This is a genomic window from Mariniflexile aquimaris, from assembly GCF_042676825.1.
In the GTDB taxonomy this organism is placed as follows: Bacteria; Bacteroidota; Bacteroidia; order Flavobacteriales; family Flavobacteriaceae; genus Mariniflexile; species Mariniflexile aquimaris.
Genome location: NZ_JBHTIB010000002.1, coordinates 519,425 through 546,349, shown reverse-complemented (window position 1 = coordinate 546,349; position 26,925 = coordinate 519,425). Strand labels below are relative to the sequence as shown.

The 26,925-nt window shown below is 34.1% G+C and carries 21 protein-coding genes and 2 tRNA genes; 12 read left to right on the top strand and 11 right to left on the bottom strand.

Annotated elements, in window-relative coordinates; genetic code table 11:
- Positions 1–35: 35 nt before the first annotated feature.
- The 3 genes from feoB to ACFQ0I_RS02395 all read right to left on the bottom strand — a co-directional run bounded on the left by feoB (position 36) and on the right by ACFQ0I_RS02395 (position 3,243).
- Positions 36–2,135 (bottom strand): ferrous iron transport protein B, encoded by a 2,100-nt coding sequence (gene feoB, locus ACFQ0I_RS02405; RefSeq protein WP_379939013.1) that lies wholly within the window; start codon positions 2,133–2,135, stop codon positions 36–38.
- Positions 2,132–2,362 carry a FeoA family protein gene (locus ACFQ0I_RS02400; protein ID WP_379939011.1) on the bottom strand — a complete coding sequence of 77 codons (231 nt, stop codon included), beginning with the start codon at positions 2,360–2,362 and terminating at the stop codon, positions 2,132–2,134. Before ACFQ0I_RS02400 ends, feoB begins: the two co-directional genes overlap by 4 nt.
- A gap of 212 nt (positions 2,363–2,574) precedes the next feature.
- Complete coding sequence (locus tag ACFQ0I_RS02395) at positions 2,575–3,243, bottom strand: SCO family protein (protein WP_379939009.1); 669 nt, start codon at positions 3,241–3,243, stop codon at positions 2,575–2,577.
- A 119-nt stretch (positions 3,244–3,362) separates the two neighbouring features.
- On the opposite strand from ACFQ0I_RS02395, the gene ACFQ0I_RS02390 reads away from it, so the two are divergent.
- The 5 genes from ACFQ0I_RS02390 to ACFQ0I_RS02370 all read left to right on the top strand — a co-directional run bounded on the left by ACFQ0I_RS02390 (position 3,363) and on the right by ACFQ0I_RS02370 (position 7,337).
- Complete coding sequence (locus ACFQ0I_RS02390) at positions 3,363–5,300, top strand: M1 family aminopeptidase (RefSeq protein WP_379939007.1); 1,938 nt, start codon at positions 3,363–3,365, stop codon at positions 5,298–5,300.
- Between the two features lie 71 nt (positions 5,301–5,371).
- Entirely contained in the window at positions 5,372–6,703 is a 1,332-nt protein-coding gene (gene rseP / locus ACFQ0I_RS02385) for an RIP metalloprotease RseP (protein WP_379939006.1), read from the top strand.
- 148 nt (positions 6,704–6,851) lie between these two features.
- Positions 6,852–7,136, top strand: a complete 285-nt coding sequence (locus ACFQ0I_RS02380; protein WP_379939004.1) for a GIY-YIG nuclease family protein — start codon at positions 6,852–6,854, stop codon at positions 7,134–7,136.
- 3 nt (positions 7,137–7,139) lie between these two features.
- Positions 7,140–7,213 (top strand) — tRNA-Asn (locus ACFQ0I_RS02375).
- 52 nt (positions 7,214–7,265) lie between these two features.
- A tRNA-Arg gene (locus tag ACFQ0I_RS02370) sits at positions 7,266–7,337 on the top strand.
- Between the two features lie 109 nt (positions 7,338–7,446).
- Here the strand turns inward: ACFQ0I_RS02370 and ACFQ0I_RS02365 are convergent.
- Positions 7,447–7,800, bottom strand: coding sequence for an arsenate reductase family protein (locus ACFQ0I_RS02365; RefSeq protein WP_379939002.1), 354 nt, complete (start codon positions 7,798–7,800; stop codon positions 7,447–7,449).
- 105 nt (positions 7,801–7,905) lie between these two features.
- Here ACFQ0I_RS02365 and ACFQ0I_RS02360 point away from each other — a divergent pair, with 105 nt between their 5' ends.
- Positions 7,906–8,370 carry a DinB family protein gene (locus ACFQ0I_RS02360; RefSeq protein ID WP_379939000.1) on the top strand — a complete coding sequence of 155 codons (465 nt, stop codon included), beginning with the start codon at positions 7,906–7,908 and terminating at the stop codon, positions 8,368–8,370.
- Here ACFQ0I_RS02360 and ACFQ0I_RS02355 read toward each other — a convergent pair.
- Together ACFQ0I_RS02355 and ACFQ0I_RS02350 are read right to left on the bottom strand one after the other, a co-directional pair.
- Positions 8,347–9,069, bottom strand: a complete 723-nt coding sequence (locus tag ACFQ0I_RS02355; RefSeq protein WP_379938998.1) for a DUF3298 and DUF4163 domain-containing protein — start codon at positions 9,067–9,069, stop codon at positions 8,347–8,349. The two genes, ACFQ0I_RS02360 and ACFQ0I_RS02355, sit on opposite strands and share 24 nt — an antisense overlap.
- A 78-nt stretch (positions 9,070–9,147) precedes the next feature.
- Entirely contained in the window at positions 9,148–9,951 is an 804-nt protein-coding gene (locus tag ACFQ0I_RS02350) for a THC0290_0291 family protein (RefSeq protein WP_379938996.1), read from the bottom strand.
- Positions 9,952–10,219: 268 nt separating this feature from the next.
- Between ACFQ0I_RS02350 and gdhA (ACFQ0I_RS02345) the strand changes: the two genes are divergently transcribed.
- The 3 genes from gdhA (ACFQ0I_RS02345) to gdhA (ACFQ0I_RS02335) all read left to right on the top strand — a co-directional run bounded on the left by gdhA (ACFQ0I_RS02345) (position 10,220) and on the right by gdhA (ACFQ0I_RS02335) (position 16,234).
- Complete coding sequence (gene gdhA, locus ACFQ0I_RS02345) at positions 10,220–11,563, top strand: NADP-specific glutamate dehydrogenase (protein ID WP_379938995.1); 1,344 nt, start codon at positions 10,220–10,222, stop codon at positions 11,561–11,563.
- 122 nt (positions 11,564–11,685) lie between these two features.
- Positions 11,686–14,718 carry a PEP/pyruvate-binding domain-containing protein gene (locus ACFQ0I_RS02340; RefSeq protein WP_379938994.1) on the top strand — a complete coding sequence of 1,011 codons (3,033 nt, stop codon included), beginning with the start codon at positions 11,686–11,688 and terminating at the stop codon, positions 14,716–14,718.
- 178 nt (positions 14,719–14,896) lie between these two features.
- Complete coding sequence (gene gdhA / locus ACFQ0I_RS02335) at positions 14,897–16,234, top strand: NADP-specific glutamate dehydrogenase (protein WP_379938993.1); 1,338 nt, start codon at positions 14,897–14,899, stop codon at positions 16,232–16,234.
- Between the two features lie 110 nt (positions 16,235–16,344).
- Here gdhA (ACFQ0I_RS02335) and ACFQ0I_RS02330 read toward each other — a convergent pair whose 3' ends face one another.
- From ACFQ0I_RS02330 to ACFQ0I_RS02310, 5 genes are all read right to left on the bottom strand, one after another.
- On the bottom strand, positions 16,345–16,584 hold the full coding sequence (locus ACFQ0I_RS02330; protein ID WP_379938992.1) for an integrase core domain-containing protein: 240 nt from the start codon (positions 16,582–16,584) through the stop codon (positions 16,345–16,347).
- Positions 16,581–17,030 (bottom strand): DDE-type integrase/transposase/recombinase, encoded by a 450-nt coding sequence (locus ACFQ0I_RS02325; protein ID WP_379938991.1) that lies wholly within the window; start codon positions 17,028–17,030, stop codon positions 16,581–16,583. Before ACFQ0I_RS02325 ends, ACFQ0I_RS02330 begins: the two co-directional genes overlap by 4 nt.
- A 158-nt stretch (positions 17,031–17,188) precedes the next feature.
- A complete protein-coding gene (locus ACFQ0I_RS02320; protein WP_379938989.1) occupies positions 17,189–17,575 on the bottom strand; it encodes a transposase in 387 nt (128 codons plus the stop codon).
- A gap of 58 nt (positions 17,576–17,633) precedes the next feature.
- On the bottom strand, positions 17,634–19,055 hold the full coding sequence (locus ACFQ0I_RS02315; protein WP_379938987.1) for an FAD-dependent oxidoreductase: 1,422 nt from the start codon (positions 19,053–19,055) through the stop codon (positions 17,634–17,636).
- A complete protein-coding gene (locus tag ACFQ0I_RS02310) occupies positions 19,012–19,692 on the bottom strand; it encodes a hypothetical protein (RefSeq protein ID WP_379938985.1) in 681 nt (226 codons plus the stop codon). Before ACFQ0I_RS02310 ends, ACFQ0I_RS02315 begins: the two co-directional genes overlap by 44 nt.
- Positions 19,693–20,506: 814 nt before the next feature.
- On the opposite strand from ACFQ0I_RS02310, the gene porZ reads away from it, so the two are divergent.
- The 3 genes from porZ to ACFQ0I_RS02295 are packed head-to-tail and all read left to right on the top strand — an operon-like array spanning position 20,507 to position 25,974.
- Positions 20,507–22,840, top strand: coding sequence for a type IX secretion system anionic LPS delivery protein PorZ (gene porZ, locus ACFQ0I_RS02305; protein WP_379938984.1), 2,334 nt, complete (start codon positions 20,507–20,509; stop codon positions 22,838–22,840).
- Entirely contained in the window at positions 22,840–23,559 is a 720-nt protein-coding gene (recO, locus tag ACFQ0I_RS02300; RefSeq protein ID WP_379938983.1) for a DNA repair protein RecO, read from the top strand. Before porZ ends, recO begins: the two co-directional genes overlap by 1 nt.
- 3 nt (positions 23,560–23,562) lie before the next feature.
- A complete protein-coding gene (locus ACFQ0I_RS02295; protein ID WP_379938981.1) occupies positions 23,563–25,974 on the top strand; it encodes a TonB-dependent receptor plug domain-containing protein in 2,412 nt (803 codons plus the stop codon).
- Positions 25,975–26,925 lie beyond the last annotated feature (951 nt).

Sequence of the window (26,925 nt, the reverse complement as noted above, 5' to 3'; positions counted from 1 at the left end):
TCATTTCAACAAATTCCTTATTTCTCAGGAATATGTTATTTCAAAAATTGAAACGCTAATAACGCTACAATATATGCGAAACTACTCATTATAACTAACTGTAAAATAGGCCATTTCCAGCTATTTGTTTCTTTTTTAACAATCGCTAACGTACTCATACACTGCATGGCAAAGGCATAGAATAAAAGTAACGAAATGCCTGATGCAAATGTAAATAATGGTCCTCCTAGAATCGGATTAACCTCTGCCGCCATACGGTTTTTTATAGTGGCTTCGTCGTCATTCCCCACACTATAAATAGTGGCTAAAGTACCAACAAATACTTCTCTGGCCGCGAAACTACTAACAATGGCGATACCAATTTTCCAATCGTAACCCAAAGGTCTAATAGCGGGTTCAATGGAGCGTCCTGTTATGCCTATAAACGAATGCTCTAATTTATGCGAAGCTATTTTTTGCTGTAAGTCTTCTTGCGATAAATGCTCCGTTTCATACTGCGCTTTTACAATACTTTCGGCGTTATTAAATTGCTCTCCCGGACCATGAGAGGCTAAAAACCATAGCACGATAGAGATGGCAAGTATAATTTTTCCAGCTCCAAATACAAACGATTTTGTTTTTTCAAGAACCGTAATCATCACATTTTTAAACAGCGGAAGCTTATAATTGGGCATTTCAACCACAAAGAAAGATTTGCTTTTTATTTTTAAAATTTTATTCAAAATATAGGCCGATACCACGGCTGTGGCGAAGCCTAAAAGGTATAAAAACATGAGTGTTAATGCCTGATATCCCAATCCAAGAAAACGCCCTTCTGGAATAATTAATGAGATGATTATTAAATAAACCGGAAGTCGCGCAGAACAAGTCGTAAATGGTGTTACTAAAATGGTTATTAAGCGCTCTTTCCAGCTTTCAATGTTTCGGGTTGCCATAATAGCAGGAATAGCGCAGGCAGTACCAGAAATTAACGGCACTACACTTTTACCACTTAACCCGAATTGTCGCATAATCTTATCCATTAAAAAAACAACGCGACTCATATAGCCACTTTCTTCCAGAACAGAAATAAATAAAAATAAAAAGGCGATTTGCGGTATAAAAATAACGATACCACCAAGCCCGGGAATAATACCTTCAGCTAATAAATCTGTAAACGCTCCAGAAGGTAATTGATTTTTAGTCCATTCACTTAACAATGCAAATGCATTATCAATAAAATCCATTGGTACGCTCGACCAATCGTAAATCGCTTGAAAAATAGTTAACAGAATTACAAAGAAAATAAAATAACCCCATATTTTATGGGTTAAAACCCGGTCTAATCTGCTGCGCAAATCTTTGGCCTGTGTCGCATCAATAGTCTGCCCTTTTTTAAGAACATCATTAATAAACTGATAGCGTTTTATAGTTTCTTTTTGCTGCAGTCGTTTTAAATCGGCTTTGCTTTTCGTTTTAAAATTAGCAACGGCATCAATTTCTTTTCTATCGGTTTTCCCAAAATTAACATCCTGCGTAATAACCAGCCAAAGCTTGTATAAAAGTTGGTTCGGAAACGCTTTTCTTAAACTGTCAAAGTATTCTTTATCAATGTCGCTGGGGTCAATACAAGGCGATACCGAAATATCTTTATAGTTAGAAATAAGCTGTTTTAAGGTATCTATGCCTTCCTTTTTTCGAGTGCTAACTAAGGCAATTTTAGTTTGAAGTTGTTGTTCTAAATAGTCGATATCTAACGAAATGCCTTTGTAGCTCATTCTATCGGCCATATTAATCACCAAAATAGTCGGAATTTCTAAATCCTTAATTTGTGTGAAAAGCAGCAAATTTCGCTTCAAATTTTCAACATCACTTACAACAACAGCAATATCAGGGAAATCTTTATCATTTCTGTTTAAAAGCAACTCGATAACCACATTTTCATCAAGCGACGAGGCGTTTAAACTATAGGTTCCAGGTAAATCTATAATATGCGCCTTCACACCACGAGGTAATTTGCAAATACCTTCCTTTTTTTCAACTGTAATACCTGGGTAATTTCCAACTTGTTGGTTTAAACCAGTAAGCGCATTAAAAACAGAGGTTTTTCCAGTATTTGGGTTCCCAATTAAGGCCACATTTATTTGCTTACTCATACAATCTTGTCTATTAAAATATGAATAGCGGTTTCTTTTCTAATGGCCAAATGTGTACCGTTAATATTTAAATACATGGGGTCTTGAAAAGGAGCCAATTGAACAAGTTCTACAGAATTGCCGGGTAAACATCCCATTTCAAGTAGTTTTAATGGTATGTTAATAGACGAAACATCCTGTATTATGGCGCGTTCTCCTCGCTTTAAATCTGCTAATGTATATGGCACACTTATTTAGATTGATTTTAAAGAAGCAAAAGTAAGGTAAAAGTTTAAAAGTTTAAAAGTTTAGAGTTTAAAGTTTTAAAAAAAAAGCGTCTAAAAATAGTTTTTTGGGCGTTACCCAAGGGTCGGGCTTTCGCAAGTCGCTTTCTGCGAAGAGCTCCAACAATTGCTCAATCCCTAACGCGGTGCGCTACTAAACAACAAACAGTCGGTAATTATTTCTCTTGCTTCAAAATTTTAATATCATCAAGTAAGCGCTCAATGTCTTCCGCATTAGTACCATCGTAAAACCCTCTAATTTGTCGTTTTTTATCAATCAGCATAAAATTTTCGGTATGAATCATATCAAAAGGTCCGCCATCGCCATCATCCTTCACCGCTAAATAACTTTTTCTAGCCAATTCGTAAATCTGCTTTTTATCACCGGTTACTAAATTCCATTTGGCATCAATCACACCTTTTTCTAAAGCATATTTTTTAAGCTGCGCTACTGAGTCAATTTCAGGAGTTACCGAGTGCGAAAGCAACAAGACTTCGTTATCATTAATGAGTTCTTTTTGAATTTCGGCCATATGGTTCGTCATAATCGGGCAAATAGTTAAGCAGGTCGTAAAAAAGAAATCGGCTACATAAATTTTTCCTTTATAATCGTTTTGGGTAATGGTTTTTCCGTTTTGATTAATAAGCGAAAAATCGGCTATTTTATGATATTTTCTTTGGTATTGAATGGTGCTATCTACCAACTCTTCATTTACCATTGCCGGTTGGTAAATGGGCAATGGCTGATATACGTTTAGCGTATTGTAAATAATGGTAACAATTATAATAGAGATAATTAAAAAAACGATTGCGAAGCGTTTGTAATCTTTAAAAAACGAAAGCATTTGTTAGTATTTAAGGCTTTATTGTAAGAATTCAAGCAAAAATACGACACATCGGTATTAAATGGGTATTTTTAACTATTAAAATTAGACTAAAATTAGAAAAGGGAATGTTTAAAAGAATGAAACCCGTATTTATAGCAACGTTCTGTTTGTTTACTTGGAGTTTTTTTGGGCAAGATTATATTAAATTGTTCAACCAAATTCAAAAAACCGAAGCTAAAGCAGCCTTAAAAAAAATGCTTCAAAAGGCGAATGTAAACACCGGAAATTACGATATTAAATACCATCGATTAGAATTTACCGTCGATCCTTCGGTGGCATACATATCGGGTGAGGTTACCACGTATTTAAATGCTAAAGAAAATTTAAATCAAGTTACGTTCGACTTAGCCAGTAATATGACGGTTTCTCAAGTTACCCAACGCGGAACTTCACTGGCTTTTTCACAAAACACCAACGACGAATTGGTTGTTACCTTGCCCGTAACCCAAAATACGGGTGTAATAGATTCTCTTACTATTACTTATTCTGGTAATCCGGTAAGTTCTGGTTTTGGTTCTTTCGAGCAGAGTCAACATAATGGAAATCCTGTAATTTGGACGCTTTCTGAGCCTTATGGCGCCAAAGGTTGGTGGCCATGTAAACAAGACTTGAACGATAAAATAGATTCTATAGATGTGTTTATAACCACACCAAGATTTAACCCTTCGAGCGAAGAATATATTGCGGTATCTAATGGTTTAGAACAATCGCAGGTAGTAAATGGTAGTAACAAAACCACACATTTTAAACATCGCTATCCAATTCCGGCCTATTTAATTGCCATTGCCGTTACAAACTACAGCGTGTATTCGCATACGGTAGCCAATAACAGCAAGCCTTTCGATATCGTGAATTATGTCTATCCAGAAAATTTAAGTTCAGCACAAAATAGTACACCCATTACAGTAGATATTATGAATCTATTTGCTAATTTATTTGAAGAATATCCGTTTGCCAACGAAAAATACGGACATGCACAATTTGGATGGGGCGGTGGTATGGAGCATACAACGGTGTCTTTTATGGGGAATTTCGACCGATATTTAATAGCACACGAATTGGCGCATCAATGGTTTGGAAATAAGGTTACCTGTGGCAGTTGGAAGGATATTTGGCTTAATGAGGGTTTTGCAACCTATTTATCTGGGTTGGTGGTAGAACATTTGGATGGAAATTCAGCTTTTACAACTTGGAAACAAAATCTTAATACCTCGATTACCTCGGCCACTAATGGCGCTGTTTATTTATCGGATGTAGATACAACTAGCGTAAATAGAATTTTTAACGGGCGCTTAAGCTATAACAAAGGTGCTATGGTATTGCATATGCTCCGAAAAAAATTAGGTGATGTTAATTTCTATAAAGGCGTAAAAAATTATTTAACCGATGTAAATCTTGCATACGGATACGCAAAAACAGCAGATTTTATTCCTATTATGGAAGCTGCAAGTGGCGAAAGTTTAACTGAATTCTTTAGTGATTGGTTATATAATCAAGGCTATCCAAGTTATACGATTTCATGGAATCAACCTTCTGCTAATCAGGTTAACATACAAGTAAGTCAAACGCAGAGCGACGCCTCGGTTTCATATTTTGAAGTGCCTATTCCAATTCGTCTTATAGGCACTTTAGGGGAAAGATTAGATATTACACTTAACAATACAACTAATAACGAGGTTTTTGCAAACACCGTTAATTTTACGGTGGCATCTGTTCAATTTGATCCGGAATCAGATATAATTTCCAAAAACAATAACGTGGTGCTAAGTGCTAATAGTTTCGTAAACAATAATGCGTTTAAAATTTTCCCAAACCCCACGTTTAGCGAGTTAAATATTTTAAAACCAGATGCTTTAGAGGTTTCAGAAATTACAATATTTAATGCGCTAGGGCAACTTTTGTATCATTCTAACTGGTCTCCCGTTGTTAATATAGAGGCGTTTTCTACTGGTATACTTTTTGTGCAATTGTACACAAATGAAGGTGTAATTAATAAAACTGTGTTAAAAAACTAAGTAAAATACGCATTAGTTTTCTAAATGGTGTTAAAAGCTTACTTTTGTCCGATTAAAAAAAAATTTAATACATGACTGTATTTTTTATAAAAGCGACTCAATTACTATTGAGTCTTTCCATTTTAGTAGTTCTACACGAGTTGGGACATTTTATCCCTGCAAAACTATTTAAAACGCGGGTAGAAAAATTCTATTTATTTTTTGATGTAAAATTTTCATTATTTAAAAAGAAAATTGGCGATACAGTGTACGGTATTGGTTGGTTGCCTTTAGGGGGCTATGTTAAAATATCTGGAATGATAGACGAAAGTATGGATACCGAGCAAATGGCATTACCGCCACAGCCTTGGGAATTTCGTTCTAAACCAGCATGGCAACGCTTAATCATTATGCTTGGTGGCGTAACGGTTAATTTTATTTTAGCATTCGTTTTATTTATGATGATGTTGTTTGTTTGGGGTACAAATTATACCACGAAAGACGATATTAAATATGGTTTTGGAGTTTCAAAAACATTAGAAGCTTATGGTTTTCAACAAGGAGATAAAGTGATATCGGTAAATGGAGAGCCTTTTGAAGAGCTTACAATCGATATTAATAAATATTTAATGTTTAGAAAGGTAGATAATGTTAAAGTAGAACATCCTGATGGGTCTATAGAAGATATTAACTTACCCGAAGACATTGGGAAAAAACTTTTTGAAGCCGGCGATATTCCTGCGTTAGCGCATCGCTACCCATTTCAATTAGATTCTGTAGTAAAAGATTCGCCAGCAGACATATCTGGATTGTTAGCCGGAGACAAGATTATCGCAGTTAATGGAGAACCAATAACCTATTATACCGATTTAGCGTATCAGATTAAAAACAACGGTAATAGTGCACTAAACGTAGAAGTTGAGCGTAATAATGAAGTAAAAAACTTAAGTATTACTCAAAATGAAGATAAAACGATAGGCATAGCTGTAAAAGCAACCGATAAAGATTATATTAAAATAAGCAATAGAGAATATTCAATCGCTGAAAGTATCACGGGAGGAATAAGCCAGGGATATTGGGAAGTAAAAGATTATTTAGCTCAGTTTCAATATATTTTTACCAAAAAAGGCGCAGCGCAAATTGGTGGTTTTGCGGCTATAGGAAACATGTTTCCTGCAACTTGGAACTGGCATGCCTTTTGGTATTTAACAGCCTTTTTATCTATTATGTTGGCTGTTTTAAACCTGTTGCCTATACCTGCTTTAGATGGCGGACATGTAATGTTTTTACTATACGAAATAGTATCAGGAAGAAAACCTGGAGACAAGTTTATGGAGTATGCACAAATGGTTGGATTCTTTATACTAATAGCCTTGGTTTTGTTCGCAAATGGTAACGATATCTTTAAAGCAATTTTTAATTAAATTTTTTTTAAAAAATGTTTGCAGTAATTAAAAAGATATATATATTTGCGCTCGCTTAGGCGAAAAGATAACACTCCTCCTTAGCTCATCCCGATAGCTATCGGGAGGTTAGAGCAAAAGAGAAATACGTTCTTAAAAATAATAAAGTGTGAATTATGTTTACATACTTTTTTCGGAAACATTAAACCAATATTATGTTGGAGAAAGTGTTGATATCGAAAATAGAATAAAACAACATAATTCTGGTTTTTATGATTCTGCTTACACAAAGATAACTTCAGATTGGATATTGTATCATTTAATTACATGTATTCATAGGGAGCAAGCAAGAAAAATAGAAGCGCATATAAAAAAAATGAAAAGCAAAACGTATATTCAGAATCTTAAGAAGTATCCTGAAATAACAGAAAAGCTTAAAAATAAATATGGATAACACTCCTCCTTAGCTCAGTTGGTTAGAGCATTTGACTGTTAATCAAAGGGTCCTTGGTTCGAGCCCAAGAGGGGGAGCAAGTTAACAAGAAAAAGACTTACATTTACATGTAGGTCTTTTTTAGTTTTAGGCTCCATAGTTCAAGGGATAGAACAAAAGTTTCCTAAACTTTAGATTCAGGTTCGAATCCTGATGGAGTCACTAACTTTTGCACTTCCTAATATAAATAGCTAGTTAAAATTTTTATCTAAATCGTTAAAAAGACGAGAAGTTTACCCTGAGCGGAGTCGAAGGGGTCTTGGCGAAGTCACTAGTTCTTTAAAACGTTTTTAACAGCTTCAACGGTATTTTTTGAATTCCCAATAAAAATTTGGTCATCAACAATAATTACAGGTCTGCTTAAAAACGTATAATGCTCCAATATATAGTGTTTATAATCGCGCTCTTCAAGTTTTTGGTTTTTTAAATCCATTTCCTTGTAAAGTTTAGAACGTTTGCTAAAAAGCGCTTCATAGCTCCCTGCAAGTGCTTTCATTTCTTCCAACTGTTTTACTGTTATGGCTTCGGTTTTAATATCCTGTAAAATATAATCTGATGGTAAGTTCAATTCTTTTAAAATACGAATACAGGTGCTACAGGTTTTTAAATAATATACTTTTTTCATAATAGTTAGGTGTTATCATTCCCTTTAGGAAGGAAATCTAATTCATTTTAATAGAAAAACAAAAGCATTTTTTAATAGAAAAACTATATTTATCAAAAAAAAGATATGCATTTTACATTAGAGGTGTTGCCAAATACGCGAAAAGCGTTTAATAACTTCATAGAAAGTTGTTCTTTACAGGATTTAAATAAAATTCCTAAAGGATTTAATAACAACATAATTTGGAATATTGGTCATATTGTAGTTATTCAACAGATACTGGTCTATAAATTGTCGGGGTTACCAATGTTAGTAAGTGATGCGTTGGTTGATAAATATAAAAGGGGGTCAAAACCTGAAGGTGATGTAACTCAAGAAGACGTAAACGAACTAAAAGATTTGCTTTTTACCACGATTGATAAAACAAAGGTGGATTACGCAAAAAATGTATTTAAAAACTTTACGCCTTATACCGTTACAACAACCGGTAATACGTTAAGCTCAATAGACGACGCCTTTAATTTTGTGTTGTTTCATGAAGGCCTTCATTTTGGCTATGTTTTGGCCTTACTTAGAGCTATTAAAGACTAAATAATTGTTTGCTTTTTCATAAGGAATAGTAAATTCTATAAGGCCTGTGGCGTACGAAGCAATTTCGTAGGTGTTATAAAGCAGCACAAGTCCTTCCATAGTATATCCGATATTTTCTGGCAGTTGAAAAGAATCGGCATCAAAAAGAACTTCCTCTTCCTTAAGGGCGTCTTTTAAATACGCTTTTGCAATTTTGTTAAAGCCTTCAACATCTTTTAATAATTCGGTATTACGAAGCCGCTTTCCTGTCTGTGCATCAAAATTTAAAAAGGTGATTTTGGTATTGCCATGAGCGCCACCAGTATTAACATACGATGTAATAGCAACAGTTATAATTTTTGGCGATTCGTATAAAATTTCGCCATCAATTTGCGCTTCCCATGGGAGGGTGCTGTCTGGGAAATCTTTATTAAACGCTTTGTATTCATCGTTAAATAAATTAATACTTTCTTCTATGGATTTTGTAGTCAAACTATCGGCATCTCCAACTTGCAAAGCAGCCATCACTACGGTATTTATTTCAGCATTTATACCATTTGTAATTAATGTACCGCCCACAGCACTGGGTATATTTGCTTCAACTAAAGTATTGGTATCGGTAGTAATGTTTATTTCAGTAAATGCTGTTTTTGGATCTTCGTTACAAGCGAATAAGATAAAAAGCGATAAAACGAATAAAAATTGTTTTTTAATAACCATGCGTAAAATATTAACCTTTAATAAAGGTAATTATTGCTTTTGAAAACACCGAATAAAATATTGATTTTGTGCGGAAATCTAATCTAAATAAAATATATAGCCTACGTTTAGCCACAATAACCAATCGTTGTACTTGTTAGAGTCTAATTGGTGGTCGAGTCCGTCTATAGTGTCTTTAAAATAATACTGCCATCTTAAGTCTAGCATTAAATCGGATAGTTTGCCTACTTTATAACGAATCCCAACGCTAGAAACTAAAGAAAACGCACCTCCCGAAGAGGCATCAACAGATCCTGGATCCCATAAGGAGTAAAAATTACTGGCATCATTTACGTCGCCAATAGCAGCGGCATTAGAATTTTGATAGGTAGTACTTACTTCGGGACTATAAAATGTGTAATGCACCCCTACGCTAGCAAAAGGCGAAATTAAAGGAGTAAAAGATTCAAAGCCTCTGATGCTATAAGGGTAAAACTCTAATTGCGTCCCGATATCAATATTTTTTGCCACCCCAGTATGGCCTCTTAAACGTTTAGCATCTTCAGAAGTTTTGCTGGGGTCTACCCATCTTCCAAAATGATTTAATTCTGTTCTGTTCCAAGAAATTTCATTTCGAACTTTAAAATGTTCAATAAAAAAAGTCTCTTTAAATCTATATGAATAATTTTTCCGATAAGAAAAGTTCACGTATTGAATAATCCCAATACCAACACCCATGTTGCCCTTGTTAGTGTCAGAATCCGTTCTACTTCCAAAGTCAGATCGAAATTGCACCGGGCCAGCAATTATACCTAATTCATTCGAGAAACCAAACTGAGAATACACAGAATGTGTTATTACAAACAAGAAAAAAGCAAAAGCTAAATGTTTCAAGTTAGGCATACTAAGGTTTATTTTTTGAGGCATTATAAGACAAATATATAAAAAGAGAAATTAGAATCAAATCTTTATATAAACGCCGAAATTTTACAAAAATTATTTATTGCGAAATTCAAAAAAAAACACTGTATTTTTTAAAGATAACGTATCTTTGTAGTCTAAAATTGTATATTTAATAAAAATGATATAATTTAAGAATGAATATAGCGCTTAGCGAAGCTCTAATTTAATCAAAAAAACAAAATTTATTTAAAAAATTAAATACTAACATATGAAAAGTACTATTGAAGCTTTTTTGGAACTTGTAAAAGTGCGTAATGGAAACGAACCAGAATTTTTACAAGCCGTAGAGGAGGTTGCAGAAACTGTAATTCCTTACATTGTTGAGCACGATATTTATTATGGTAAAAATATTCTGTTAAGAATGGTGGAGCCAGAGCGTGTTATAACATTTAGAGTTTGTTGGATTGATGATTCGGGCGAAATACAAGTCAACAGAGGTTATAGAATTCAAATGAATTCTGCTATCGGTCCTTATAAGGGTGGATTGCGTTTTCACCCTACTGTGAATATGAGTATTTTAAAGTTTTTAGCATTCGAGCAAGTGTTTAAAAATAGCTTAACAACCTTGCCAATGGGTGGAGGTAAAGGTGGAAGTGATTTCGATCCAAAAGGAAAGAGCGACGGCGAAATTATGCGTTTCTGTCATGCATTTATGAGTGAACTATTTAGACATATTGGCCCGAATACCGATGTGCCTGCGGGCGATATTGGAGTTGGTGCTAGAGAAGTAGGATTCCTTTTTGGGATGTATAAAAAACTAAACAATGAATTTACTGGGGTTTTAACTGGTAAAGGCTTATCATGGGGTGGTTCGTTAATAAGACCCGAAGCAACAGGTTACGGAACTGTTTATTTTGCTGAAAAAATGTTGGAAACTAGAGGGCAAAATTTAAAGGGTAAAAAGGTAGTTGTTTCCGGATCTGGAAATGTGGCGCAATATGCTGTTGAAAAATGCATACAATTAGGTGCCAAAGTATTAACGATGTCTGATTCTTCAGGATATATCCATGATGCCGATGGAATTGATGCAACCAAATTAGCGTTGATTATGGAGCTTAAAAACGTAAAAAGAGCGCGTATTAGTGAGTACTTAGAATCGTATCCAAATGCTAAGTTTGTAAAAGGTAAAACACCATGGGATGTAGCTTGCGATATAGCCATGCCTTGTGCTACTCAAAACGAACTGAACGACGATGATGCAAAAATGTTATTAAAAAATGGCTGTATTTGCGTAAGCGAAGGCGCCAATATGCCATCTACCATACACGCAGTGCATACATTTCAAAAAGCGAGAATATTATATGCACCAGGTAAAGCATCTAACGCGGGTGGTGTCGCAACGTCTGGTTTAGAAATGACACAAAATTCCTTGCGTTTTAACTGGACACGCGAAGAAGTAGATAAAAAACTAAAAGAAATCATGTCTAATATTCACGATTCTTGTATAAAATACGGTAAAAGTGAAGATGGTTATATCGACTATGTAAAAGGCGCTAATATAGCAGGGTTTGTTAAAGTTGCAGACGCCATGTTAGCCCAAGGCGTTGTTTAAGATAATAGAAGTCTTAATATAATTAAAAGGGTTGCTACAAAGCAGCCCTTTTTGCTTTAGGTTATTATTGTGAAAAAAGCTGCAAAACATTTATCTTGCAATAGAAATAATGGTTAGAAAAAATGATTAGAAATCCCTTACCAGATTTAAGAAACTACGAATTTGAAGAAGTTGCATTTAATGAATTAATGCAAAATAGAATTAATAAAATTCTAATAGTTTGTTCTAACTATGATTATTATATGTTAGAAGAAGACGGTAGGATAGATGAGCGCATTTTTAATGAATATACAGATTTAAATTTAAGGTATCCTCCAAATTTTGTGCATGCTATTTCTGCAAAAAGGGCTATAAAATTAATGCGCGAAATCAAAGTCGATTTGGTCATTACCTGGTTAGATGTTGGAAACTTTAATGCTTTCGAAACTTCTAAAGAGATTAAGGAAGCTTTTCCAGAGGTTCCAATTGCCGCTTTAAGTTTTTACTCTTCAGAATTAAGGCATAAATTACAAAAAGGGAATAAAGGTATTATTGACTTTGTTTTTCATTGGAATGGGAATGTTGATATTTTCTTGGCAATTATCAAATTAACCGAAGACCGGATGAATGCCGACAGAGATATCAATCAAATTGGTGTAAAAGCGATTTTAATGGTAGAAGATTCATTAAAATTCTATTCAAGGTATTTGCCCATAATGTATAAGATTATCTTAAAACAAACACATGCTTTTATGTCCGAAGGCCTTAATGAACATAGAAGTATGATGGTTATGCGCGGGCGCCCAAAAATATTATTGGCAACGACTTACGAAGAAGGTTTAGCGCTTTTTGAAAAATACAAAGACAATTTTTTAGGTGTCATTTCAGATGTTAATTATTTTAAAGATGGTAAACGAGACCCCAATGCTGGTTTCGAATTTTTAAAATATGTGAGAAGTTCGCACCGCTATATGCCTTTTTTAATTCAATCTTCCGATAGTGATAACGAAATAATAGCCACTAACTTAAAGGCTAAATTTTTATATAAACATTCAGAAACCTTAGGTACCGATTTAAAAAACTATATTAACAAGTATTTTTCGTTTGGTGATTTTGAATTCTGGGATCCCGAGCAAATGAAGGTTTTAGGGGTTGCTAAAAATTTGAGCGAATTCCAAAAAACCATAAAAACGGTTTCTAAAGAATCTATTGCCTACCACTCCAAACGAAGTGAATATTCTAAGTGGTTAAAATCGAGAGCCTTATTTCCTTTAGCCAATCTATTCAGTAATGTTGAGTATGACGATTTTGAAGATGTTGAGCAAATTAGACGATTCTTGATAGACGCCATAAGTGTATATAGAATTTACCAGTCGCGAGGGGTTATTGTAAAATTTGACAAAGAAAAGTATGATGAATATTTAGGTTTTGCACGAATAGGTGAAGGTTCACTTGGCGGAAAAGGACGCGGACTAGCATTTATTGATTCATTTTTAAAACGTCATAAACTTTTTAGAAAATACGACAATGTAAATATTTCAATACCACGTACGGTTGTTATTAGTACCGAGGTTTTTGATGAATTTATAGAACAACATGATTTAATTAGATTTGTTGCCAAATCAGATAACGACGAAGAAGTTTTAAATAAATTTATTTCAAAACCCTTGCCTCAATGGGTGCTAGAAGATGTTCAAGCATTTTTAAATGTTGTTAAAAGACCCATCGCCGTGCGTTCTTCTAGTGTTTTAGAGGATTCCCATTTTCAGCCTTTTGCGGGTGTGTTTGCAACCTACATGATTCCAAATACTAACAACAATGAAATGTTAGAAATGGTGTCCAATGCCATTAAATCGGTTATGGCATCTGCTTTTTTTCAAGGAAGTAAAGTGTATTTAAAAGCAACTTCGCATACTATTGAAGAAGATAAAATGGCGGTTATTCTTCAGGAATTAACAGGGAAACAATATGGCGATGTTTATTATCCAAATATATCTGGGGTTGCCCGCTCTATTAATTTCTATCCAATAGGAAACGAAAAACCAAATGAGGGTATCGCTAATATTGCTTTAGGTTTAGGGGAAATTATTGTTGGTGGCGGACGCAGCTTGCGTTTTTCTCCAAGTCATCCAAAAAAAGTTTTGCAATTATCAACTCCAGATTCAACGTTACGAGATACCCAAAAGTATTTTTATGGTTTAGATCTAGATCCTAAAAGTTATAAGGTTTCAACCAGTGAGGCCATCAATAAAAAGAAGATTACCATGCGGGCGGCGAAAAACCACCCTTCTTTAAAATTTGTTGCTTCCACGTACGATTTACAAAATAATATTATCAGACCAGGTGTTTTACATGATGGGTTACGTGTGGTGACTTTTGATAATGTTTTAAAGTATAATTCATTTCCATTGCCCGAAATTTTACAGGATTTATTGCGCATCGGGCAACGTGAAATGCAAAATCCCATTGAAATAGAGTTTGCCGTTAACCTAGATGTTCCAAAAGGACAACCCAGAATATTTAGTTTTTTACAAATAAGACCTATTGTAGAAGGTATTGATTCAAAAAATGAATTGCCGGAAAATTTCGATATGGCAGACACCATTATTTATTCGAAATCTGCTTTAGGAAACGGTACATACGATCATATAAGAAATTTTGTTTATGTAAAACCGGAAACATTCAATCCTGCTAACACCAGAGAAATTGCCGCCGCTGTCGAAAAAATAAATAAAAAGTTTTCAGATCAAGATCAGGAATACATTTTAGTCGGGCCAGGGCGCTGGGGATCAAGTGATCCTTGGTTGGGGATTCCTGTAATTTGGCCTCAAATTTCTGCTGCGAAAATAATTGTAGAAGCAGGTTTAAATGATTTTAGAATAGACCCTAGTCAGGGCACGCATTTCTTCCAAAACCTAACTTCTTTTAAAGTGGGCTATTTCACGATTAATCCATTTATGGACGATGGTTTTTTAGATTTAGATTATTTAAACAAACAAGAAGCTTGTTATGAAGACGAATATCTAAGACATGTTTGTTTTAAAGAACCATTAACTATTATCATTGAAGGGAAAAGTAATAAGGCTGCAATTTATAAAGCGGGGTTTAAAATAAATAACCATTTAGAATCTTTAGAAAATTCAATAAATGATTTCCCTCCCGAAGGGTTTATGTAATGGCAAAAATGTAAGAATCAATGGTTTGTAGTCACTTTTTGTTCAAAGTTAATCATAGAGTTATTTTTAAAAGAATATTTTATTAAATTCATAAAAAATAGCCTCAAAAATCAAATAATATTGAATTAAATAGCGGTATTTTTGTTGTATATTTTTAACACTTTTATATTTAACTATTATGAATGTAAAAAACATTTTAACAAATCTTGAAACAAAGCATCCGGGGGAAAAAGAATACTTGCAAGCGGTTCGTGAAGTATTGGAATCTATCGAATCTATTTATAATGAAAACCCACAATATGAAGCCGCTAAAATAATTGAACGGTTGGTGGAGCCAGATCGTGTGTTAACTTTTAGGGTTACCTGGTTAGACGACGAAGGTCAAGTTCATGTAAATCTAGGCTACAGAATACAGTTTAACAATGCCATTGGGCCTTACAAGGGAGGGATTCGATTACATCCTAGTGTGAATTTAAGCATTCTTAAATTTTTAGGATTCGAGCAAACTTTTAAAAATGCCCTTACAACATTGGCTTTAGGAGGCGCCAAAGGAGGGTCGGATTTTAATCCAAAAGGAAAATCCGATGCCGAAATTATGCGTTTCTGTCAAGCTTTTATGTTAGAATTATGGCGCATTATTGGCCCTAATACAGATGTACCTGCGGGCGACATAGGTACTGGCGGTAGAGAAATTGGTTATTTATACGGGATGTATAAAAAACTTCAATTCGAAAACACAGGGGTTTTAACCGGTAAAGGTCTTAATTGGGGAGGTAGTTTGGTAAGGCCAGAAGCCACTGGATATGGAGCAACCTATTTTACTCATGAAATGTTGGCAACTAATAATGATTCTTTTAAAAATAAAATAGTAGCCGTTTCGGGGTTTGGAAATGTGGCTTGGGGTGTTGCTTTAAAAGTGACAGAATTGGGTGGTAAAGTAGTTACCATTTCGGGTCCTGATGGATATATCTATGATGAAAAAGGATTGGATGCCGATAAAATTGAATATATGTTAGCGCTTAGAGCTTCCAATAATGATATTGTTGCGCCATATGCCGATGAGTTTCCTGAAGCAATATTTGTTGCAGATAAGAAACCTTGGGAAGTAAAATGTGATATCGCAATGCCATGTGCTACGCAAAATGAATTAGATGGTGAAGATGCCGCTACATTAATTGCTAATGGTGTTAAATATGTTGCTGAAGTTTCAAATATGGGTTGTACTCCAGAAGCGGTCGAAGTTTTTCATAATGCAAAAGTTCCTTTTGGACCAGGTAAAGCTGTGAATGCTGGAGGTGTTGGTGTTTCTGGATTGGAAATGTCACAAAATGCCATGAAATTAAACTGGACAGCCGAAGAAGTTGACGCTAAATTGCACCGAATGATGTCTTCAATACATTCAGCGTGTATTAAATATGGCATGCAAGACGATGGGCATATAAACTATGTAAAAGGTGCTAACATTGCTGGATTTATAAAAGTTGCAGACACCATGTTAGATCAAGGAGTAGTATAACAATTATAATTTGACTAATCCTAAATAACCTTACAGGTTTATTTAAAGATAGTTTTAAATCTCCAAGAGTTGCAACTCTTGGAGATTTTTGTTTTTATAAGTTTTGATTTTCATTTTTTTTGCTTATGCATTTGGTTTGGAGTAAACATATTACAAGACCAATGGGGTCTGTAATGATTGTATATTTCTATGCTTTGTTTGATTAAGGCTTTCATTGTTTTAATGTCTATATTTTTAGTATTCATTAAAAACTCTTGTTTTAGTATCCCATTGACACGTTCGGCTACCGCGTTCTGATAGGGGTCATAGGATTCGGTCATACTGCATTGTATCTTTTTGCTGTTAATCAATCGTTGATATTCATTAGAGCAATATTGCAAGCCTCTATCTGAATGATGAATAAGTTTTCATTTGGATATTTACGGTTCTTAATAGCTCTTTTTAAAGCTTTAATACTTGCTGTTGTTTCAAGGGTGTTGGATACATTGTACCCAATAATTTGTTTCGAAAACGCATCTGTTATCAGTGATAAGTACATTGGATTTTGTCTATTGCCCACATAAGTAATATCTGCAACCCAAACTTGCTCTGGTCTTTCAATGTCTAAATTTTCAATAAGATTCCTATACTTACTAAATCTATGATGTGAGTTTGTTGTTATATGATAACTTCGTTTAGGTTTAATCAGCATATGGTTTGCTTTTAATATTGCAAATAATCTATCTCTACCAACACCCAATCCTTTTAAAGAATCCTGGAGCAAGTAATACAATTTCCTTGTACCTATTTTTGGCATCTTAATTCGAATGTGATTGACTAAACCAATAACACACTCTGCTATGTTTTGGCGCCTTTTTACGTTTCTAATTGAACGATAATATACCTGTCTGCTTACCCCAAGTAATGCACAGGAAGAACTAACACTTTGACCGTATTGCTCTTTTGATAAATCGATTACTCGGGTTTGGAGTTTTTTCTAATAGGAATATTATATTCTTTCTCTGCCAAATCAATCATCATATCGAATAAGACTACTTTCTTATCCGATTGTTCTACCTGTTTCTCTAAAAAGGCCTTTTGCTTCTTTAACAAACGAACTTCTTGTTCTAGCTCTAAAAGCTTTTGTTCTGGTGTTTTTGGCATATGAGATGGTGTTTGGTTTTCCCAATCAAATGTACCATATTTTCTAAGCCAATTCACAATGGTACTTCTCGCCTGAATACCATACTGTCGCTGCGCTTGAGTGCTGGATAATACTCCTTGTTCTAAAGCTTGGACTATTTGGAGTTTTAAACTTAATGAGTAGTCTTTTTGTGTCCGTTTTACATAATTTGTTTTCATTACACTGAGTTTTTGTGTAACGCTATTTCAGGACGAGACATTTTAACTGTAATTAAAGCTAATATACCAGTACATCTTTAATTTTACCTTCTTCTTGATACTCGGTATCCGTATTTATATCCCATAAGTCAATCGAACTATTTCCCGTTATTTTTTCAGCAGCCATAAGTCCCATAAAAATGGAATGGTCCTGATTGTTATATTTAAAAGAACCATATCGTCCAATAGGTAATAAATTTTCAATGCTTTTTAAATAATCTATAATAACATTTAAATTTTCTTGATACCCCGTTTCGTAGACGGGATAACATTTAGGTACTCTAATTACTTTAGAATTAATAATGTTAATTTCTTTTTTAGAAAGTTTAATGTTTAATAATTCACTTTTTGCTAAAGTTATAAGTTCACCATCATTTTGTGACCACATAGGGTCTTCCTTAAAGCACCAATATTCTAAAGCTAGTATCGTAGTTTCTTTTCCTTTGTTTAATGTAGGGCACCAATTTCTAAAGTTAGTAATGCGCCCTAATTTAACATCAGGGGAATGAATATAAAGCCAATTATCTTGAAATAATTCTTTTTCTTCCACTTCAAAATAAACTAAAATAGTATTCCTAAAATAAAGTAAATTAATCGCGGTTTTTACACTTGCAGGCGTATTATTAAAGCCTTTAATTAATGTTGTTAAAGGCATTGTTGAAACCACAAAATCTGCTTCAACTATTGAGCCATCATATAATTCAACCCCATAAACTTTGTTGTTATCCGGATTAAGTAATACTCTTTTTATTGGTGTATTAAATCGAACACTTCCTTTGTTATTTTCAATAGAGTTAGCTGCACGTTCATACAAGGTTCCCGAGCCATTGTGCGGATATGCAAACTGATCTACTAAAGTTTTATGTTTTTTACCATTATTCTTAAATATGGCAGAAATTACAGCCTGTGTTAAAGATAATGTTTTAATTCTTTGTGCAGCCCAGTCCGCATCAATTTGAGTGCATGGTACGCCCCATAGTTTTTCACTATAATGCTTAAAAAAAATTGTATAAAGCTTTTTGCCAAAACGGTTGCTTATCCATTCTTCTAAGTTTTTAGGATTTTTTATAGGATTAATAGTTTGTATTAAATAATCCCAAAGAATTTTAAATATCGTAATTAAAGACAAATTTTGTAAAACATTTCCAAATTTTAATGGATAATGAAAGTATTTGCCATTATAAAATATACGTGTTTGCCTGTCTACTAAAGTATAATCATCTTTTATTAATTCTTTAAAAAAAGTATTAATTTCTTTTTGTTTTGAAAAAAAACGATGTGGACCTAAATCAACTCTTTGTCCCCATAAGTCAAAGCTCCTGGCCATACCGCCAACGCTATTGCTGGCCTCAAAAACTGTAACTTCAACCCCTTTTTTGCTTAGTTCATATGCACAACTAAGTCCCGCTGGACCAGCACCAATAACTATAACTTTTTTCATTTGTTTTTTTGTTTTTTGACAAGCCTATTGTTGCAAATAATATATATATAGGCAATATAGGTACTAAAAATCTTGACGAGCCAATTAATCCCGTTAAAGCAGTGATGTAAATAATAATAAATAGCATAAACCAAAACACCACAGGAGTTGATTTGTAATTATACAACCAAAACCTTGCGAATCCAATTAACTTCAAAATATTAAACAATAGTATGATAGGTATTACCAAAAGAATTAGAAATGGTTGTTTTTTAAAATATTCATATGCTCCAAAAACGCCATTTTTGTTTAAATGGTGCAAAAACCCAACCTCAGTATTATTTTTAAATACAAAAAAATTGTACAAATCAAATCTGCCAGGATCTAAAAACATTCTAAAACTCCCTTTTATGTGCATTAAAGAATAACTAAACCAGTCCTTTTTTATATAGCCAATAGATTGCTTATTAATCTCATTTTGTCTTTCTGCAAAGGTGCTTTTAGCGTTGGCAAGGACTGATATTTTTGCATCTACTTTTTTGGCATAAGCTTCACCATATTTGTTTAAATTGAAATAATATAAGTTGTAATTTTTCAAGTTTATATTTTGAATACTTGAAAAGTCATAACTACCAGTTCTTGACTGGTTCCAATTCATATATAAAACACAAACAAGAATGGGGATTAAAGAAAATAAATACGCTTTTTTAATATGTTTAGTGAACCAGACACATAGAAATATATTAGGCACTATAAATAGATAAAAAATTGGTTTAGTTAAAAAAAGAAGGATGATTATAATCTGAAAATAAACGAGTTGATATATTGTTTTCTTAGTAACTATTTGATGAAAAAAGTAGCATAAAAGCACAATTAAAAACTGAAATAACATTTCGCTCATTAAATAATTAGCATAAATAAACTGGCTTATTGAGCAGGTAATGAAAACGATTAAAATATTTTGGTTTATGTTTTTATAATAATTTTCAAAAATTCTGAAGCAAATAAAAACACTCGCGATAGACAAGATGTTTTGGAAAATTAAAACACTGATATTTGAATTTAATAAAAATGAAAATACTAGAATAAAAAGCCCATAAACTGGAGGCCGTTTTGTGTAATTTTCTAATTGGATAGTCGATTGAATATTTGCCGAGTAAAACTCAAAGCTATCTTTTATGTTTGTGGCTAAATGATAGTATTCAAATGAATCATCAAGAAAAAAATTTCCAAGAACTATTTTTGCGGTAAAAAACAAACAATGTAAAACGATTATAGTTAAGACTAATTGATGCTTTTTAATATAAAAGAACAGGGAATATTTCAAATGATTCTTAAAAGTTAGAGAACAAAAGTAATTGAATTACCATTGATTAAGAAATATGTTTTAGGTTTTACTTAAATCATTAAATAAATAATTTCAAACATTTGTCGTTAGTTATAAATATATTTGAACACTGAAAAGAACTCGAATGTTTAAAAAACTCATCGTATTTTTAATTTGTTTATTGCCGCTCTCTGCCATGGCTCAAGATTTTTCGGCACTGTGGACTGGACATTTTTCTTATTACAATATTAAGCAAGTGGCTCAGGGCACGAATAAAATTTATGCGGCTTCTGAAAATGCCATTTTTACAATAGATATTGCGACGAATGAGATAAAAGAACTTAATACGGTTAATGGACTGTCTGGAGAAACCATTTCAACCATTTATTACAGCGACGTCTATCAATTATTAGTAATTGGTTACGAAAACGGACTAATAGAAATTGTATTTGATAATAACGATACCATTCTAACGGTTGTAGGTATTTTAGATAAAGTAACCATTCCGTCAAGCAACAAAAAAATAAATCATTTTTATGGTTATGGCAATAAAATATATATCGCCACAAATTATGGAATTTCGGTTTATAATTTAGAACGCTTAGAGTTTGGAGACACCTATTTTATTGGTGCTGGTGGAAGCCAGATTGCGGTAAATCAAACCACTGTTTTTGGCGATTATATTTATGCTGCTTGTTATGGCGGAAATGGCATATTAAAAGCGCAAGTATCGAGTCGGAATCTTATAGATTATAATACTTGGCAAACCATTACAACTGGAGATTTTAAGGCTATTGAAACGGTTGAAAATAATTTATATAGCGTTAATACCAACCGACAGATTTTCAGAATCACCAACGATGTTTTAACCCCCTTATTTCAATACAGCACAATACCTTATGATGTTAGAAATGTCGCAGGTCAATTAATGGTAACCACCGCAAGCAATGTATTTGTTTATACAAGCGATTTTACGTTAACCACACAAGTGGCTCTAAGTTCAGAGTTTAATACAACCTATACAACAGCTACTACCGATGCTACAAATATTTATATAGGTACAACAGATTTCGGAATTTTAAAAACCCCCATTTTAAGCCCAATCGTTTTTGAAGAAATTCACCCCGACGGTCCCTTGTTAAATACCCCATTCTCTCTTCAGGTGGAGCCAAATGGGTTGTGGGTAACTTTTGGGGAGCATTCGGTATTCTATAATCCCTATCCGCTTAATAGCAGAGGGATTAGTCATTTTAAGAATAAAACATGGGTAAATACACCTTATGGTGAGGTTTTTGATGCAAAATGTTTGAATGCTATTTCTATAAATCCTTCAAATAGTAAGCAAGTATTTATTAGCTCTTTTTTCAGTGGTTTATTAGAAGTTAATGATGACATTCCTACAAAATTGTATAATGAAACTAATAGCGGATTAGAATCTTTGATTTTATCTAACGACCCAAACTATGTTGATGTTAGGGTAGGCCCATCGGCTTTTGATTCTAATGGACTTTTATGGACAGCGTCTGGTTTCGTTGAGAAAGCATTAAAATCGTATAATCCTTCAAGCAATCAATGGAAATCGTATGCCTTAATTGAAGCTTCCGGAAATCCTGGTTATGGCGATATTGTAATTGGAAGCGATCAAACAAAATGGCTAGCTGGAAGTTTCAAATATGGATTAATCGGTTTTAATGAGAATAATGGAAGTCCGAAAGTGAAACAAATATATACAGAAGCTGAAAATATGCCTACGTCGTTTGTATCGGCTTTGGCTTTAGATACAAAAAGCCAACTATGGATTGGTACTTATAGTGGGCTGCGCGTGCTATATAATACGTCCAGTTTTTTTGATGATGACGTATCGGTTGATGAAATTATTATTTTAGAAGATGGCATTGCTAAAGAGTTGTTGTATGAGCAATATATAACAGATATTAAAGTGGATGGCGCTAATAATAAATGGATAGGAACAGGCGATTCGGGATTGTTTTATTTATCATCAGACGGTCAAAATACGATTTACCACTTTACAAAAGACAATTCGCCATTACCTTCCAATAGTATTCGCGAGGTCGCTATAGATAATACTAACGGTATTATTTACATTGCCACCAGTAAAGGATTGGTGTCTTTCCGTTCGGGTAGTTCAAGTACGTCCGAAACATTGGCCAGTGCGTTTGTATATCCAAATCCGGTAAGACCAAACTTCAGTATGATAGATCAAAAGGTAAAGATTAAAGGCGTTTCAGAAAATGTAAATATTAAAATAACCGATATTGAAGGTAATTTAGTGGCCGAAGCCCAGTCTAAAACCAATTTGAGATACAACGGCTATAATTTAGAAGTCGATGGTGGTACCGTGTACTGGAACGGTAAAAATTTAGCCAATAAAGTAGTAGCTTCAGGAGTGTATTTAATAATGTTATCCGATTTAGATACCTACGAAACTAAAGTGTTAAAATTAATGGTGGTTAGATAATGTTAATCACAACAAATGCCATTGTTCTCTCCAAATTAAAATACAACGACAACGATTTAATTGTGCGCTGTTATACACAACAATTGGGTGTGGTTAGCTTTCTGCTTCGCGGGGTTTTAAAAAGTAAAAAATCAAATACCAAAGTCGCCTATTTTCAATTGCTATCACAATTGCAATTAATTATCGATTATAAAAGCAACCGATCGTTACATACAATCAAAGAAACAAAGCTTCAGCATACTTATAAAACGCTTCATTCGCACGTATTAAAAAGCGCTATTGTTATGTTTTTATCCGAAGTGTTGGCTAGCACGCTAAAAGAGGAAGAACAAAACGAAACACTGTTCAGCTTTATAGAAACCACGCTTTTATGGTTAGATGAGCAGTCAGAATATTCTAATTTTCATTTACTATTTCTGCTAAACCTGTCTAAATATTTAGGATTTTATCCAGATACAAATCACATAGCGTTTAACTATTTTAATTTACTCGAAGGTAAATTTGAAAGTCATCAGCAGCATAAATACAGCATTTCGGGCGAAAATTTAATCCTCTTAAAGCAGTTGTTAGGCACAACATTTGATGCCCTTCCAACAGTTAAAATAAATTCAAAACAAAGACAATCGTTTTTAAATATGATATTGCTGTATTTTGAATTACATTTGGGAAGTTTTAAGCCCCCAAAATCGCTGCAAATATTTAATCAAGTTTTTAATTAAAACATGAAGGGTTTTTACATTTTTACTTTCTTTTTTGTTACCTCGGTTTTATTACAGGCTCAAAATATTAAAGTGCTTAACAGTGTTACCAAAGAACCCCTATTTGGCGTTGCCATTTATAATGTCGATAAATCGAAATCTGAAATCACCAACTTTTTAGGGGAAGCCTCTTTAAGTAAATTTACCGACACAGAAATTATTTATTTAAAGCATTTATCGCATGTTTTAAAGCAAATTACCAAGCAGAAACTGGCAGGTTCAAACCGGGTGTATTTAGAATCGAATACACAGGGTTTAGAAGAAATTGTTATTTCGGCATCTAAATTCGAGCAAAGTAAGCGCGATATCCCTCAAAAAATAATAAGTATCGGGTCTGAAAGCATTCAGTTTGTAAACCCGCAAACCAGCGCCGATTTACTGGAAAGTTCTGGGCAGGTTTATATTCAAAAAAGTCAGTTAGGTGGCGGAAGCCCCATGATTCGCGGATTTTCAACCAACAGATTACTCATATCGGTAGATGGTGTTAGAATGAACAACGCCATTTTTAGAGGCGGTAATTTGCAGAATGTTATTTCTATAGACCCACTGTCTATTCAAAATACCGAAGTAACCTTAGGTGCCGGATCCATTATTTACGGAAGCGATGCTATTGGTGGGGTTATGAGTTTTTATACCCAAATTCCTAGAGTATCGAATACCGATTCGCTGTTGTTTAAAGCGAATACCATCGTAAGATATGCCACGGCAAGCGATGAAAAAACTAGTCATTTCGATTTTAATCTGGGCTATAAAAAATGGGCGTTTTTAACCAATGTAAGTTATTCAGATTTTGGCGATTTACGCATGGGAAGCCACGGTCCAACCGAGTATTTACGTCCAGAATTTGCATTAGTAACCAGCACGGGCGATGTTATTATTGAAAATAACGACCCACGCGTACAAAAAGTTACCGGTTATAACCAGCTAAATGTAATGCAAAAAGCCCATTACGAGCCTTCTGAAACACTCAGTTTCGATTTAGGCTTGTTCTATACCACTACCTCCGATTTTTCCAGATACGACCGCCTTATTCGTTATAAAAAAGGGGTGTTACGTTCGGCAGAGTGGAACTACGGACCACAAAATTGGTTCATGTCTAATTTACAAGTCACAAAATTAAGTAGCAATTCTAATTTATACGATAAAATAAAAGCCACCGTTGCTTACCAGAATTTTCAGGAAAGCCGACGCGATCGCGATTTTAATGCCAGTATTAGAAACCTGCGCGATGAGGCTGTCGATGCCTATTCGTTTAACTTAGATTTCGAAAAAAAATTAAGCCTTAATTCGGCCTTCTTTTATGGGGTAGAATATATTTATAACAAGGTGATGTCTTATGGCGAAGAAGAAGATATTAGCACCAATACTATCATTCCAACGGTGTCGCGGTATCCTAACGGATCAAGTTGGCAATCGGCAGCAGTGTATTCTAGCATCAAGTACAAACCCAATGCTAAATTTGTGTTTCAATCGGGGTTACGCTATAATTATGTAATTTCTAATGCCGATTTCACCGAAAACAACCAGTATTTAAATTTACCATTCGATACCGCGCATAACGAGTCTGGCGCCCTGACCGGAACTGCGGGAATTCGTTGGTCGCCAAATAGCATTTTACAATGGAAATTAAATGCCTCATCGGCGTTTAGAGCGCCTAATATCGATGATATAGGAAAGGTTTTCGATTCCGCTCCGGGGGCGGTAGTGGTGCCCAATAACAATTTAAAACCAGAATACGCTTATGGTGGCGAGTTGGGTTTAAAACTCGACTTTAACACGAAGCTGGTTTTAGATATGAGTACCTATTACACCTATTTAGATAATGCTTTAGTGCGACGCGATTTTACGCTAAATGGCGAAACCGAAATCATGTACGATGGCGAATTAAGCACTGTACAAGCCATACAAAATGCTTCGAAAGCATGGATTTACGGCTTTGAAGTGGGTTTAAAAATGGAATTTACTAAACACTTACAACTAACCTCGCAGTACAGTGTTATCGGTGGTACCGAAGAAGAAGGTGCCGTTGAAGTTCCGGTGCGACATGCAGCACCCAATTTTGGAAATACACATTTGGTGTACAGCAATAACAAGGTAAAGTTTGATTTGTTTGCAAACTACAACAACGAGCTGTCGTATTATCAATTAGCGCCAACAGAAATAGAAAAGGGTTATATCTACGCAAAAGATGCCAATGGAAACCCTTATAGTCCATCCTGGTACACGCTTAACTTCAGAACACAGTATCAAATAAGCGACTCTACAATCATTACCGCCAGTTTAGAAAATATAACAGACCAGCGTTATAAAACCTATTCGTCTGGTATTGCAGCGGCGGGTAGAAATTTTATTTTGTCTTTAAAATATAGTTTATAGCCATAAAAAAAGCGACCACTTTAATAGAAGTCGCTTTACTATATAGACGCAATGGTGTTGCGTTTTACTGCTTAAGGTGCAGCAGAACCTGCTATAACCAAGAAATAGTCCTCGTGGTATGTTATTATCTATGAATCGCGTATGCTGCAGCAACAGCATGCTCTTTAATGTCTCTAATAAATAATCTGATTTTAAGTAATATTTTTTTCATTGTAGTATGGTTTTAATGAGTAGACTTTAAATTGTTTAGGGTCAATGTTTCTAAATTAAACTGTTATCTGTGAATAGCATAAGCAGCAGCAACCGCATGCTCTTTAATATCTCTGATAAACAATCTGATTTTTAGTATTAGTTTCTTAATAAGTGTAATTATTTTCATGATGTAAGGGTTTTAATTAGTAGTGTTAAAATTGTTAGGGATGTCGTTTTAAATTAAATGGCTTTAATTTATCGATGAATGGCGTAAGATGCAGCAATAGCGTGCTCTTTAATGTCTTTGATAAATGCTTTAATCTTTTGTGTAATGTTTTTCATAGGATTATGTATTAATTAATATGCTTTAATCGATGTTTTTTACATGGTTTTTCTGTTTATCCATGTTTTTTGCAGTGTTTTACAGTTTATCGAGGATTTTAACATTTCAACAATCTGACTATCAGCTACTTAGCAAATATACGAGGTAAGGTCGGTTAGCTCAAATAAATTGGATTAATGGTGTTTATTTTTGATGAACTACACAAAAATTTATAACGTGGGAAAATTCACGAAAGCCGCGTCGTTGCTGGGTTTTCAGCGTTTTGTAAGTAATTTAAAATCTGTTTTAGATGGGTAATTAATACAAAAAACAATTGGTCGTTTATGGTATCGTTTTAAAAAACAAGAGTTTACGTTTTTAATACCTACGGGCGTATGCAAAACAATCATCCCAAAAGTACCGTCATTGCGAAGGAA